The organism is Frateuria sp. sgz306004, assembly GCF_057750885.1.
This window is the reverse complement of sequence record NZ_JBYLFE010000007.1, coordinates 1-14704: the sequence shown is the minus strand read 5'-3', so window position 1 is coordinate 14704 and position 14704 is coordinate 1. Positions and strand designations below refer to the sequence as shown.

General features: G+C 66.1%; 9 protein-coding genes. 5 read left to right on the top strand and 4 right to left on the bottom strand.

Annotated elements, in window-relative coordinates; all coding sequences use genetic code 11:
• The first annotated feature begins 99 nt into the window (after nt 1-99).
• Both AC3G2C_RS15270 and AC3G2C_RS15265 read left to right on the top strand, forming a co-directional pair.
• Nucleotides 100-1056, top strand: coding sequence for a LysR family transcriptional regulator (locus tag AC3G2C_RS15270; RefSeq protein WP_488385490.1), 957 nt, complete (start codon nt 100-102; stop codon nt 1054-1056).
• Nucleotides 1057-1148: 92 nt separating this feature from the next.
• A complete protein-coding gene (locus AC3G2C_RS15265) occupies nt 1149-2273 on the top strand; it encodes a serine hydrolase domain-containing protein (protein ID WP_488385489.1) in 1125 nt (374 codons plus the stop codon).
• Here AC3G2C_RS15265 and AC3G2C_RS15260 read toward each other — a convergent pair.
• Both AC3G2C_RS15260 and AC3G2C_RS15255 read right to left on the bottom strand, forming a co-directional pair.
• Entirely contained in the window at nt 2257-3840 is a 1584-nt protein-coding gene (locus tag AC3G2C_RS15260; RefSeq protein WP_488385488.1) for a winged helix-turn-helix domain-containing protein, read from the bottom strand. The genes AC3G2C_RS15265 and AC3G2C_RS15260 overlap by 17 nt on opposite strands.
• Nucleotides 3841-3897: 57 nt before the next feature.
• Nucleotides 3898-4692, bottom strand: coding sequence for an undecaprenyl-diphosphate phosphatase (locus AC3G2C_RS15255; protein ID WP_488385487.1), 795 nt, complete (start codon nt 4690-4692; stop codon nt 3898-3900).
• A 199-nt stretch (nt 4693-4891) separates the two neighbouring features.
• On the opposite strand from AC3G2C_RS15255, the gene AC3G2C_RS15250 reads away from it, so the two are divergent.
• Both AC3G2C_RS15250 and glnA read left to right on the top strand, forming a co-directional pair.
• On the top strand, nt 4892-6589 hold the full coding sequence (locus AC3G2C_RS15250; protein WP_488385486.1) for a DUF6311 domain-containing protein: 1698 nt from the start codon (nt 4892-4894) through the stop codon (nt 6587-6589).
• Nucleotides 6590-6775: 186 nt separating this feature from the next.
• Entirely contained in the window at nt 6776-8191 is a 1416-nt protein-coding gene (glnA, locus tag AC3G2C_RS15245) for a type I glutamate--ammonia ligase (protein ID WP_488385485.1), read from the top strand.
• A gap of 147 nt (nt 8192-8338) precedes the next feature.
• Here the strand turns inward: glnA and AC3G2C_RS15240 are convergent, their stop codons facing one another.
• Nucleotides 8339-9898, bottom strand: coding sequence for a GH39 family glycosyl hydrolase (locus AC3G2C_RS15240; protein WP_488385484.1), 1560 nt, complete (start codon nt 9896-9898; stop codon nt 8339-8341).
• Between the two features lie 167 nt (nt 9899-10065).
• Between AC3G2C_RS15240 and AC3G2C_RS15235 the strand changes: the two genes are divergently transcribed.
• The gene (locus tag AC3G2C_RS15235) at nt 10066-11910 is read left to right on the top strand and encodes a family 43 glycosylhydrolase (RefSeq protein WP_488385483.1); all 1845 of its coding nucleotides are present in this window, start codon (nt 10066-10068) and stop codon (nt 11908-11910) included.
• Nucleotides 11911-11931: 21 nt separating this feature from the next.
• On the opposite strand, the gene AC3G2C_RS15230 is transcribed toward AC3G2C_RS15235, so the two are convergent.
• On the bottom strand, nt 11932-13326 hold the full coding sequence (locus AC3G2C_RS15230) for an FUSC family protein (RefSeq protein WP_488385482.1): 1395 nt from the start codon (nt 13324-13326) through the stop codon (nt 11932-11934).
• Between the last annotated feature and the right edge of the window lie 1378 nt (nt 13327-14704).

The window sequence follows — 14704 nt, the reverse complement described above, 5'->3', positions numbered from 1 at the left end:
ACAGGGGCGAGAGATTAGGTGTACCATCGGGTTCAATAAATAGTTCTTTGTGCAACGCAATAGTGACTGTGAGTCACGAATGGGGCGAGAATCGACGCTATGGAAGACTTTGCCGCAATTTCCGCGTTCGTCCGCGTGGTCGAGGCCAAGAGCTTCGCCGCCGCCGCCACCCAGTTGGGCATGACCCCCTCGGGGGTGAGCCGGGCCGTTTCCCGCCTGGAGGAACAGCTTGGCGCGAGGCTGTTGTTCCGTTCTACCCGTTCCTTGCGATTGACCGACGATGGCGCCGCGTTCCACGCGCGTTGCAAGGAGATCCTTGCGGATCTGGCCGAGGCCACCGAGGCGTTGGGCTACGCCAGCCGCAAGCCCACGGGCAAGCTGCGCATCGGTGCGCCGGCCGCCTTGGGGCGCACCATGTTGATTCCCCGTCTGGCCGAGTTCGAGCAGCGCTATCCGGATATCCGGCTGGAGCTGGCCATGTGCGACTACCCGTATGACCTCAACGAAGAGGGCATCGATTGCGCCATTCGCGGCGGCCCGCTGGAGGACTCCAACCACATCGCGCGCAAGATCGGCTATCTGCGCAACGTGGTGCTGGCCTCGCCCGAATACCTCGCCCGCTATGGCGCGCCGCAAAGCATCGACGACCTCAAGCAGCACCGCTGCATCAACTACGTGCAGCCCAACGGCCGCCCGCGCCAGTGGCAGTTCGATACGCCCAGCGGCCAGGTCACGGTGGATATCGATGCGCACATGCTGATCAACGACGCCGAGTCGGTGATCCAGGCGGTGGTGTCGGGGCTGGGCATCACCCAGGCGCCACACATCATCGCCTCGTGCATGCTGGACATCGGCAAGCTCGAACTGGTGATGAGCGACACCATCTCCACCGGCAAGCCGGTGTGGATCGTCTACCCGCAGAAGCGCCATTTGTCCGCACGCGTGCAGGCCTTCATCGAATGGGTGCGCGAGGTGTTCGAGCAGACCAATGAGCCTGGCCTGAAGAAGCTGCACAAGCCCATTGCCGCGCGCACGGAGCAGCGCCTAAGCGCCTGATTTCGCTCGCTTCATAATTCTTCACTGGCGTTTCAGGCGCTTCATACGGCGCGCTGTTGTGCTTGCCCGCACCTCACTGCGGAGAAGCACCCATGCCTGTCGTTTCATCCTGCCGGCGGTTCGCCGGCCTGTTGGCCTTTATCGCCCTGCCGCTGGCGGCCGCGGACTACCAGCCGCCCGCCAAAGGCAGCGATGGCTGGGACGTGCTCGATGCGCGGGCGGCGCATTGGGACAGCACGCGGTTCGAGGCGCTGGAAGGCAAGCTGGCCGATCAGACCTACAAGGGCATCACCAGCATCGTGGTGGCCCAGCACGGCAAGCTGGTGTACGAGGCCTACTTCAACGGCGGCAGCGCCGAGCGGCTCAACGACATCCGCTCGGCCAGCAAGAGCATCACGGCCTGGCTGGTCGGCGCGGCGATCGATCGGCACCTGATCCCCGGCGTGGAGGCCAAGGTCTACAGCTACTTCCCGGACAAGCAACCGGTGCAGCATGCGGACCCGCGCAAGCAGGCGATCACCCTGGAAGACCTGCTCACCATGAGCTCGCTATGGGAGTGCAACGACGACAATGAATTCTCCTCGGGCAACGAAGAGCGCATGTACGTCACCGAAGACTGGCTGCAGTTCGCGCTGGACCTGCCCATCAAGGGCTTTGCGCCGTGGATGGCCAAACCCGCCGATAGCCCGCACGGCCGCGCGTTCTCCTACTGCACGGCCGGCGCCTTCGTGGCCGGCGCGGTGGTGGAACGGGCCACCCACGAGCCGCTGGCGCGCTTTGCCGCCGAGGCGCTGGAGCGGCCGCTGGGCATCACCCGATCGCAGTGGAACACCTCGCCGCTGGGCATCGGCATGGGCGGCGGCGGCACGCGCTACCGCAGCCGCGACCTGGCCAAGCTGGGCCAGCTGGCGCTCGATGAGGGGCGCTGGCAGGGACGCCAGATCATCTCCGCGGCATGGGTGCAGCGCATGTTGAGCGTGCATGCACAGGCGCGCGAGGATGCCGACTATGGCTATCTCTGGTGGTGCTTCACCTTTCCGGCCAAGGGTGCGCAGCAGACCGTCTGGGCGATGTCCGGCAATGGCGGTAACTACGTGTTCGTGGTGCCCTCGCAGCAACTGGTCGCGGTGATCACCAGCACGGCCTACAACCAGCGCTACGCGCATCCCCAGTCGCAGGCGATCTTCCGCGACTACCTCCTCAAGGCGTTGCCGTAGCGCTGCGCAATTCCGGCGGACACCAATCGGCGGCCAGCAGCAGTGCACGCTGTGCCGCCGTGCGTCGGCTGATCGTATCGATGGCCGCCGCGTAGGCCGGGTCATCCGCCAGCGGTCGCAGCAGCGGCGAGGTCTGCAGGTAGGCGCGGTCGCTGTAACCCGCCGCCACGGCGTTCGCCACCGTGGCGGCGGCCTGCTGGTGATGACCACGCGCCTGTTGCAGCAAGGCCAGCTCCAGGCGATCGGAGGGATAGCCGCTGCCGGCGGCCATCTGCGCCGCCATGTCGGCGATGCGTTGATCCAGCCACGCATTGCTCGGCGGCACCGGCGCATACAACGTCGCCAGCGTGGTGGGCAGGCTCATCTTGGGGCGCAGCTGCGCGGCGTGTGCAAACGCCGCGTGCGCGGCCGTGCGATCGCCGCGCAACAAGGCCAGTTCACCGTCGAGCAGGTACAGCGCCGTGTGCGGTGTGTGCCGGCCCAGGGCTTCGTCCAGGGCCTGCTGCGCTTCGCCGTAGCGACCCTGCAGGAACAGGTGCTGTGGCCAGGCGATGTTGGAGAACACGTTGTCCGGGTTGAGCTGGAAGCTGTGGCGAAACCGCGCTTCGGCGGCCGCGGTGAAGCCGAGCAGGTCCAGCTCGCGAGCGATCTGCACCCCACGAAAGCGCACCTTGGCCGGGTCGCCGCGCATATCCAGGTTGGCGTGCAGCGCGTCGACCAGGGCACCGCGCTCCTGGTACAGGTAAGCCGCCGAGGCGCGACTGGCATCGTCCGCAGGGTCGATTGCCACGGCGTGGTTGTAGGCGTCGATGGCCGCCTGCATCTCGCCGCGACAATCGTGGGCATACGCCAGCGCCGACCACGCAGCGGCGGTCTGCGGCTCGCGTTTGAGCGCCGCTTCGGCGAGCCGCTGCGCTTGCGTGGTCCAGTCGACGTCGAAGTTGTACAGGCATACGCGTGCGCTGTAGGCGCGGCTGAGCCCCACCTGCGCGGCGAGGTCGTCGGGGGCGCGCGCCAGCACCTGCTGGTACAAGGCAATGGCGCGCTCGTTGTTGTCGCTCTGGCCGATGCCGGCGTAATAGGCGGCGCGTTGCAGCAGCTCCTGCGTGGCGTTGGCCTGGACTGTCGCGGGCGTACGGGCGCGATACCACCACCCGGCAGCCAGCAGGCCAAGCAACCCGAGAACGACCGCCAACGCGATGCGCGGAGCGCGTGCGTAGCGGCGCGCGGCGGGTGCGGATGCCTCCAGCACTTGTGGCGATTCGCACAGCTGGTAGCCGCGTCCACGCACCGAACGGATGTAGCGCGGCGCGCGGCCATCGTCACCCAGCGACTGGCGCAGTAGTTTCACGCGCTGGGTGACGGTTTCCTCATTGACCACCGCTGGCGCCCAAACCTGGGCCATCAACGTGTCGAAATCCACCACGGCGTTGCCATGGCGCAGCAGGCAGGCGAGCAGCTGAAAGCTCAGGCCCTGCACATCCAGCGCAACGCCATCGCGGGTCACGCGCTGGCGTGCCAGGTCGATCTGCAGATCCAGCAGTCGATAGTGTTGCGGAAGATCCATCCCTTACTCGCCGGTGGCTGGGCGGCGACTATGGTTTCACGGATCGACGTGGCGCGCTCAGCCGCCCGAGGGCAGCCACAGCAGCAGCGCAACACCCAGCACGATGCGGTAGATCGCGAACGGGGTGAAGCGGTGGCTGCGGATATAGCCGAGCAGCCATTTCACTGCCACGAAGGCCACGATGGCCGACACCACGAAGCCCACGCCGAAGGCGGTCCAGTCTTCGTGTACGCCGCCTTCCTTCACTACCTTCAGCAATTCGTAGGCGGTGGCGGCATACATGGTGGGAATGCCCACCAGGAACGCGAACTCCGTTGCGGCCGCGCGGTTGCTGGTGCCGGCCAGCATGGCGGTAAAGATGGTGGCTGCCGAGCGCGAGGTGCCGGGGAAAATGCCCGCCACCATCTGCGCGAAGCCCACCAGGATCGCCACGCGCCAGGTCACCGTGCTGCGGTCGGGCTGCTTGGCGGCCAGCCGTTCGGCCGCCAGCATCCACACGCCGCCGATCACCAGCGCCCAGGCCACCGGCGTTACCGCTTCGGGCAGCTTGAAGCCGAGCTTCACCGCGATGAAGCCGAGCACCGCCGTGATCAGGAAGGCCACGGTGAGCTTGGCAAGGTAGTCGCGATTGGCTGGGTCACGCCACTGCGTGAGCAACTGCCAGATGCGGTTCCAGTAGATGAAGGTGACGGCCAGGATCGCGCCGGCCTGGATGCCCACGTTGAACAGGTCCGAACGCTCGCCCAGGCCGAACTTCTCGGCGATCAGCAGGTGTCCCGTGCTGGAGATGGGCAGGAACTCGGTAATGCCCTCGATGATGCCGAGCAGGATGACGTTGATCAGGTCGCTCACGAAAACTCCGTAGAAAGAGGGGCCGGATGCCGCAAAGCGCCATAGCTTAAGGGAACTGCGTGGCGGGTTTGCTTTCGCGTTGCCGCCTGCCCGCGCCGCGCCACTTGGTGGGCCCGGTGCTGCCCGATTACTCTCTGCGCCTTCATCGAGCGCCCGCAGGATGCTGCGGCGCGCGGCCACCCCGTCAGGCGAGTCTTGCATGTCCTTCACGCCACCGCGGCGCAGCCGCTCCGCTTTCCTCGTCCTGCTGCCCGTGTTGTTGGGTGTGCTGGCGTTTGCGCTGGTGACCGGCGGCCCCATGCTGGCGCCCGGCAATGTGCGCTGGTTGCAGCACCAGGATCTTGCGCAGAGCTACCTGGGCTGGGCGTTCTATCGCCACGATCCATGGAGCTGGCCGTGGGGCGCCAATCCCTCGTACGGGCTGGAGATCCATTCGTCGGTGTACTACTCCGACTCCATTCCGCTGCTGGCGATGCTGCTCAAGCCGTTGTCGGCGCTGTTGCCCGAACCGTTCCAGTATTTCGGCCTGTGGGTGCTGCTGTGTTTCGTGCTGCAGGCGCTGTTCGCCTGGCGGGTGCTGTCGCTGGCTAGCGACAGCGTGGCGGCGCGCTTGCTGGGTTGCGTGTTCTTTGTGCTGGCGCCGCCCATGTTGATACGCCTGGGCGGCCACATGGCGCTGTTCGGGCAGTGGACCTTGCTGGCGGGCCTGTGGCTGTACCTGCGCCCCTCGTCGCGCCCACGCGGTGCATGGACCGTGCTGGTGGCAGTCACCATGCTGATCCACGCCTACCTGTTCCTCATGGTGACCTTGCTGTGGCTGGCGGACCTGCTCCGCCGCACGCTGGCCGATCGCGCGGCGGGTGAGCGCTCGTGGCTGCGGCTGTTGATGCGTGGCATACCGGAAGGCGCGCAGGTGGTGCTGGTCACCGCACTGGTGGCCTGGGCGGCGGGCTTCTTCCTGGTGCCGGGCGGCGGGCAGGCGGCCAGCGGTTTCGGCTACTACAAGATGAACCTGCTGGCGCCGATCAATGGCGGCGGCTGGTCCTGGTTCGGCTTGAACGCCGCGCAGGCGGCCGGCGAGTACGAAGGCTTCAACTACCTGGGGCTGGGCGGGCTGCTGGCGTGCGCCATGGCGTTGCTGCTGCAGTTCGTCGCGCATCGCCGCCACGCATCGTCGCCGCGCGTGGCACCCCTGGTGCTGGTGGCGCTGCTGCTCACCGTGGCGGCCATCACCCAGCATGTCGGCGTGGGTGCATGGCAGGGCCAGCTTGGGTTGCCGGGCTGGCTGGAGCGCAAGCTGTCGCACGCTTCCATCCAGTCCACCGGACGCCTGTTCTGGGTGGCGTACTACGGGCTGCTGGTGTGGTCGTTCTTCACGCTGGCGCGGGTGTTGTCCGCGCGGGCCCTGGTACTGGCGCTGGCGGCGCTGGTAGCCATCCAGCTGGTGGACCTGCGCCCCGGCCTGACCCAGCTGCACCACACCCTGGTGCAGCGCGCCCAGCAGGACGACGCCCCGCACCTGCGCGGCCCGTTCTGGGAGGCCGCCGGCCAACGCTATACGCAGCTGCGCCTGGTGCCGACCCGGGTGCTGGCGCCCGGCTGGGAAGTGCTGGCCGGCTACGCGCTGGAGCACCGCATGGGCACCGACGCCGTGCAGGTGGCCAGGGTCAACTGGCGCTTGTTCGCCCGCCTGAGCGAGCAGCAACAGCAACGGATCGCCCGCGGCACGCCTGAGCCGCAGACGCTCTATATTCTCGAAGGTCCCGCCGTGGCGGCGGCGATCCAGGCGGCCCGACCGCAGGATGCGCTGTTCCGCCTCGATGGCTGGAACGTGCTGGCGCCGGATTGGAACCAGCCGTTGCCTGCGGGGGCAGTCGACCTGAAGGCGCCCCACTGACCGGTGCGCCCGGTGTGCGCCAATATGAGGCTATGAGCGGGGTCTCATTGCTCCAAATTGGTGCACTTGGTTTCGCGACACCGATGCAATCTGTAACTAAGTGTTTGATTTAATGCGTTCTGGCGGGTTGGCATGGCCTTTGCCAATCCACGTTGCATTTACCCCTTCCATCCGTCGAGGTTGTCCATGTCGTCCGCCGTCCAGAAAGTGCTCGATCTGATCCAGGAACACGAGGTCGAGTTCGTCGACTTCCGTTTCGCCGACATGCTCGGCAAGCACCATCACGTCTCGTTCCCGGCCCACGCCATCGACGAGAGCACCTTCGAAGACGGCAAGATGTTCGACGGCTCCTCGATCGCCGGCTGGAAGGGCATCAACGAGTCCGACATGATCCTGATGCCGGACCCGGACACCGCCTACATCGACCCGTTCAGCGCGCACACGCAGATGATCCTGCACTGCGACGTGCTCGAGCCGTCCACCATGCAGGCCTACGGCCGCGACCCGCGCTCCATCGCCAAGCGCGGTGAGGCGTTCCTCAAGTCCACCGGCATCGCCGACACCGCCTTCTTTGGTCCGGAGCCGGAATTCTTCATCTTCGATTCCGTGCGCTGGCAGAACGACATGGGCCGCGTGTTCTACGAAATCGGCTCCGAAGAAGCCGCATGGTCCTCGCGCTACAAGTACGAAGACAACAACACCGGTCACCGTCCGGGTGTGAAGGGCGGCTACTTCCCCGTCAGCCCGGTCGACTCGCTGGGCGACCTGCGCGCGGACATGTGCAAGGTGCTGGAGTCGCTGGGCCAGGTCGTTGAAGTGCATCACCACGAAGTGGCGAATGCCGGCCAGTGCGAGATCGGCGTGAAGTTCAACACGCTGGTGAAGAAGGCCGACGAACTGATGACCATGAAGTATGTCATCAAGAACGTCGCCCACCAGAACGGCAAGACCGTCACCTTCATGCCCAAGCCCATCGTGGGCGACAACGGCAGCGGCATGCACGTGCACCAGTCGCTGAGCAAGGACGGCAGCAACCTGTTCGCCGGCGACCTGTACGGCGGCCTGTCGCAGACCGCGCTGTGGTACATCGGCGGCATCTTCAAGCACGCCAAGGCCATCAACGCCTTCGCCAACTCCACCACCAACAGCTACAAGCGCCTGGTGCCGGGCTTCGAAGCCCCGGTGATGCTGGCCTACTCGGCCCGCAACCGCTCGGCCAGCTGCCGCATTCCGTACGTGTCCAGCCCGAAGGGTCGCCGCATCGAAGTGCGCTTCCCCGATCCGATGAACTCCGGCTACCTGGTGTTCACCGCCCTGATGATGGCCGGCCTGGACGGCATCATCAACAAGATCGACCCGGGTGCGCCGGCCGACAAGGATCTGTACGACCTGCCGCCGGAAGAAGAGAAGAACATTCCGCAGGTGTGCGCCAGCCTCGACGAAGCGCTCAACGCGCTCGACAAGGATCGCGAGTTCCTCAAGGCCGGCGGCGTGTTCACCGACGACTTCATCGATGCCTACATCGAGCTGAAGATGAAGGAAGTCACCGCCTACCGCGCCAGCACCCATCCGCTGGAATTCCAGATGTACTACGCGCTCTGATCGCGTAGCCCAACACGGGGTAGAGGGGACAACGGGCGCTTCGGCGCCCGTTGTTTTTTTTCCTGCAAGATGGCCGTGTGTGGCCATAACGACAGGCATAAAAAAGCGCGCGACACCGAGAGGTGCCGCGCGCTCGATGCGTCCTGCTTAGCGCAGCTCCACCACCACCAGGCCCTGCGGCGGGATGTCGATGCTGAGCTTGCCGTTCTGCAGCGTCGCGGTTTCCGACGGGGCCATCTTGCCCGCGTCGCGCAGCTGCACGATCTGCTCGCGGCTCGGCCAGGCGGGGCGGCCCATCTGGTCGAAGGTGGCGACCACGTTGCCGTGGGTCTGGTCCAGGCGCCACACGGTGGCCTGGGCGCTGGCGGTGAGGTGCTTCACGTCCACCTCGAAGTGCTTGGTGTTGCCCTTGGGTTCGCCCACCGTGTAGCTGGCGGTGTCGCCCACAGGCGCGGCGTAGTTCCACAGCGCCAGCACCACGGTGCCGTCGGCGCGGCGCGTGGCGAGTGCGCTGTCGGACTTCAGTGGCAGCTGTTCGTCACCGAGCTTGTGCAGCATGGCGAAGGCGTTGAAGGCCGGCTTGGGGATGCGATCGGCCGCGATCAGGCCGAAACCGCCGTAGAACGGCGTCTTCACCACGCCCTGTTCCTCGAACACGTCGGAGAACGACCAGTAGCTCATCATGTCCACCTTGCCCGCGCACTGGCGGATGGTGTTGGCCATCCACGGGCCCATGAACACGGTGTCGGTGACGTTGGGCAGGTTGGCGTACGAGGCGTTGTACTCGCTGAAGATCAACGGCAGCTTGGGGAACGGCGAGGCGGCGATTTCCTTGTGCACCTTGTCCACCGAGCGGCACACCATGTCGGCGCGCGAGATGTTCTCGCTGGTGTGGAACACGTTCTGCGCGGTGTCGTCGCCGTACACGTGGCTGCTGACGAAATCGATCGGCGCTTTCACCTCATGCACGTGCTGGAGGAACTCCGGCACCCACGCAGCCTGCGCGGTGCTCGGGCCGCCCACGCGCAGGCGCGTGTCCACGCCCTTGAGAGTGCGAGCGGTGCGGTCATACAGCTCGTAGTAGGTGGGCTTTTCCGGCGAGCCGCCCCAGAAGGCCAGGTTGGGCTCGTTCCACACCTCGAAGTACCAGCTGGACACCTCTTCGATGCCGTAGCGCGCGATCAGGTGCTGGGTGAAGGCGCGGATCATCGCCTCCCACTCACTCCAGTCCTTGGGCGGCATCACGTTGGGGTGGTACCAGAAATCGTGCACGCGGGTGACGTCGGAACTCAGTTCCGGCGGCATGAAGCCCAGTTCCACGAACGGCTTGACGCCACGCTCCAGCAGGCCGTCGTAGATCTGGTCCACGTAGCTGAAGTTGTAGGCGATCTTGCCCTGCGCATCGCGGTACACCACGCCCACGTCACGGTCGAAGATGCCGTGGAAGCGGATGTACTGGAAACCGGTGGCGCCGTGCACGGCCTCCAGGTCCTTGCGGTAGTTGTCGCGCAGCGCCAGCGAGGCGCGGCCAGAGCCGAACATCTGCTCCCAGAAATGCGGCAGCGGCGTGCTCTTGGCGGTGGCATCCACGCGCAGGGCGACGGTGTCGTTGCCGGCGGGGGCCGCCTGCGCGGTGCCCAGCAGGGCAAGGCAGACGGCAGCGCAGACGCCAGTGGCGAGGCGACGGAACGGGGACTGGGCTGGCATGGCGATCCTCAGGGATAGATGGGTGGCCGGCCGGGCTCGACCGGGCTAGCATGTAAACGTTTACATGCGAGTCAGGGAGTCTCTTACATCCCGACCCGTTCAATCAATACGGGGGCATTCCGGCCAGCCCGGCCACCGCCCCGATCGCTGCTCGAGGGGAGTCGCCGATGTCCAGCTCCATCCATCGCGTCACGCGCCTGCTGGCCGTTCTGGCGCTTACCGTGCCGCTGGGCCTGGCCCACGCCGGCGACGGCCGTACCTGGGCCAACCCGGTGGATCTGGACTACCGCTACAACTTCGAGCAGATGAACGAGGGCATCTCCTACCGCACCGGCGCCGATCCCGCGGTGGTGCGCTTTGGCGATGCCTACTACCTGTTCCTCACCCTGGCCGATGGCTATTGGCGCTCCGCCGACCTGCTGCACTGGCAGTTCGTTAAGCCCGACCGCTGGCCCTTCGACAGCGAAGTGGCGCCGGCCACCCTGGTGGCGGACGGCAAGCTGTTCCTGATGCAGGCGGCCACGCAGCCGCGCCCGCTGCTGGTGTCCACCGACCCGGCCCACGGCCACTGGGATTTCTGGACGCGCCAGTTGCCGAGCGTGCCCGGTGCGGTGTTCAGCGAGATGGAACACGCCCTGCAACCGGGCGAGCTGCCGCCCGGCCCGTGGGACCCAGGCTTGTTCCAGGACGACGACGGCAAGACCTACCTCTACTGGGGCTCCTCCAACGTGCATCCGCTGTACGGCGCGCAGCTCGACCTCAAGCTGGGCGATGTCGCGCAGGGTGAGGGCAAGCGCCTGGCCTTCGTCACCCAACCGCAGGCACTGCTGGCGCTCGACCCGGCGCAGCACGGCTGGGAGCGCTTCGGCCAAGACCACACCGATGAGCACACCGCGCCCTTCCTGGAAGGCGCCTGGATGAATCGCGTGGGTGATCGCTATTACCTGCAATACGCCGCGCCCGGCACCGAGTACAACGTGTACGGCACCGGTGTGTACGTGGGGCGCAGCCCGCTCGGCCCATTCGACTATGCTCCCTACAACCCCGTGGGCGAAAAGCCCGGCGGCTTTGTCACCGGCGCAGGGCACGGCTCCACCTTCCAGGATGCGTACGGCAACTGGTGGAACACCGGCACCTCGTGGATCGGCAGCAACTGGACCTTCGAACGGCGCATCGGCCTGTACCGCGCCGGCTTCCATGCAGACGGCCAAATGTGGGTGGACACGCGCTTCGGCGACTTCCCTCAACGCATGCCCGATCATCGTCTGGCCGATAACGAAGACACCTTCAGTGGCTGGATGCTGCTCTCCTATCGCAAGCACGCCAACGCGTCTTCCGCCTTGCCCGATCATCCAGCCAGTACCGTCACCGACGAAAACCCACGCAGCTTCTGGGTCGCTGCCAGCAACACGGCGGGACAAACCCTCACCGTGGACCTGGGCGGCGAGCGCAACGTGCGCGCCGTGCAAGTGAATTACGCCGACTACAAGTCGGAGCGCTACGGCGACGCGCCCGATCTCATCACCCAGTTCCGCCTGCTGGGTTCGCGCGATGGGCGCCAGTGGAGCGAGCTCGCCGATCTATCCAAGGAAACGCGTGATCGCGCCAACGCCTATGTGGAGTTGGCCGAGCCCGCGCGCATTCGCTACGTGCGCTATGAACACGTGCACGTGGGCGCGCATACGCTCGCCATCGCCGACCTGCGCGTGTTCGGCAACGCCGATGGCGCCGCGCCTCCCGCGCCCACGCTCACCACCGCCAAGCGTCTGGCCGACTCGCGCGACGCCGACCTCGCGTGGACGCCCGTGCCCGGCGCGGTAGGTTACAACGTGCGTTGGGGGCTGGCGGCCGATCGCCTGCACGCCACCTATCAGCGCTTCGCCGATCAACCCACCAAGCTCACCCTGCATGGACTCAACAAGGGCGTGAACTACGTGGTGGCGGTAGAGGCGTTCGACGAGCGCGGCGTATCCGTGCTGTCGCGCGTGATGCCCCTGCCGGCGCAGCCCTGAGTACACGGCGTTGGCAGGCGCTCACTCGCGCAAGGTTTGATTCAACTGCTGTAACGCCGGCAGCAAGGTCGCCGGCTCGCGCAGTGCCTTGCGCGCCGCACCCACGGCCTGGCGCACGCGACCGGGCGTGGCGCCTTGCTCGATCAAGGCGACAGCCGGCGCATGACACGCCTGCAGCACATCGATCCAATCGGCCGGATGCGCCGTACCACGACGACGCGTGATCCAGCGACTGGCGCGAAATGCGGGTCGTACCAAGGCCACCTGCGCCAGTGCTTCGTTGAAGCGCGTCGGTGTGCGCGTTGCCTGTTGTGGGTCCAGCGCCTCGGACAATGCCGCCAGCGCATCGGCCAGTCGTCGCCGCAACACATCGGTGGAGCGCACCGGCAACACACACCAGGCGGACAGCAAGCCGATCACCGCACCGATTGCGATTTCCTCCAGGCGTTGCCACAGCAGCGCCGTCGGCGAACCGCCGGCAAAACCTTGCAGCAAGGCCAGCGCCACCGTCACGAACAACGCCCACCAGGCGTAGCTGATCGGGCGCAGCCACATGCCCATAAACAACGCGCCAAGCACCAGCGCACTCATGAGCGCCGGATGCTCCCCCACATGCAGACTGAGCGACAACGCCACTACGGTACCGCCTGCCGCACCCAACACACGCAACACACTCTTGTACGCAACATCCAGCCGCCCGCGATTGCCGCTGTTGACGATAAACGCGGTGAGCACGATCCAGCTCCAGCGCTCGGCAAAGCACAGATAACCCACCACGAACGACACGCCCAGCGCCAGCGCCATCTGAATCGCCATGCGCGTACTCGCCACCGGCCGCATACCACCGCCCGGTGCCGGCGTGGTCGGCGGTGTTTCCTCCGCGATGGTGATCGATGGCAGGCGCCCCGTGAGTCGATGCGCCACGCTCACCCACAGCAAAGCCAGCAAAGCGACGAATATGGGCACCAGCCATACCGGCAGCGGCCCGCCCGATGCGGCATGCACGTGCGGCACGGTGAGCAAGGTGATAAACGGCAGCGCGATCAAGCTGCCCGCACGCTGTGCCATGGGCCCAAACCGACGCAGCCAGATCGACACAAACAAGCCCGCCACGAACACCACGGCGCCCACCCATGGCCACCTCAGCAGCAGCAAACCCACACCTAATGCAGCCAGACCCACCACTGGCAACACCAACGCCGCCTCCAACCGCCCCCGCACGTCACGATCGAGCTGGCTGCGCGACAGCGACAGGCTCAACACCACCGCAAGCACGCCCGTCTGCACACCCGGCGCCACGAGCAGCGCGCTGCCTAGCGTGGCGAGCACGGCAAGCATGGTGATGAGCGCCTCCCACAGGGCGGGTTTGAGTTGTTGCCATGGGGTGGTGGCGAGGGCGTTGTTGGTGGGGGGCATGGGGCGTCCGTGCGCGTGGGTTAAGCGGGGGGACTATAGCGGGAGGTGGTGACAGGCTCTTGCGATGGGGGCGTGTGCTTCTTTCTCTTTGCTCCGGCGTTGGCCCTGCGGACCCCAAGAAGGGGCAAGAGCCGGTGGAGGGCTGGTCACCCAATGGTTTTCGCTTTTGAGGTGGTGTCACCGCGACCTAGCTTGCCTGCGACCGAAGGGAGTCCCCGTGGAACGGCGGGCTTCCGATCTCCTGGCGGCGGCCGGGCTACTTTCGCTTGCTCGCCAAAGAAAAAGTAACCACGAAGAAGGCCCCCCTTTCATGCGAGGCCGCTGTGGTTGGGGGAGTTGATGACGTTGGCGATTCGGGTGGAAGGTTGGTTGATCCACCTCACGCGCCCCTACCACGTCGTCCCAGCGAAAGCTGGGACCCAGTGACTTGGCCTTTGGTTTTACCGCAGCGGCAACCTGGCTCGCCTGCGACCGAAGGGAGTCCCCGTGGGACCGCGGGCTTCCGCTGTCCTGCCGGCCAGCGGGTCACTTTTCTCTGCGTGGCCAGAGAAAAGTAACCAAAAGAGAGGCCACCCCGATGTCGCGCCTTCCGGGCTGTGCCCGGAAGGTCCGCGGGTGGGCGGCGGGGTTTGTCGACAGGGCCTCCTGCCCTGACGACAAACTGGCCGGCATCCCTGCCGGCCACCCTGCGGGCTGATCGACCCCCCACCCGCCGCGCCAAAGGGGAGTGGAGGTCAAGAACCACGGCGGCGCGTTGCGCGCCAGAAGCCGAGCCAGAGCCAGAGCAACAGCACAGCCACAGCCAATGGCAAAGGCAAAGGCAAAGGGGTAGTCACCGCCATAACCGGTTTGAAAACCATGGCTCGCTCCAGCGCCGTGGATAGCGGCGCAATGACATTGGGCAGGGAAAGCCAATGCGCTCGTTGCGACTCGCAGACTTGGACATCGCTGCGCGCGACACCGAACTTCCAAGTTCAACTTGCCAAGCCCAACTTGGCTTTCGCCGCACAACACAACGCCACCACCACGCGTGCACCGCTAGCGCTCCGCAAGGTGCGATGTGCCGCTCCGCGGCACGAGCCCCCGCTTTGGATGTTGGGCCCCCTGTGTGGCGGTGAGGGGTGGACGATCAGGCCCGCAGGGGGATCGGCAAGGATGCCGATTCCTTTTCGTCCGGGCAGGAGCCCGGTCGAAAAGCCCGGCCGCCCCTCACGGACTTGCCGAGCGACCAGCTCGGCAAGCGCCACGCGGGGGTGCCTTTCTCTTTGGTTGGCGGTGTCAATCTAGAAGTGCATCATCGATGGCTTGGGCGAGGTCATCACGCCCCATCGCACGCATGAACATCTCGGCAGGACAGTGGTAGTCGAGGGTCGCTCGC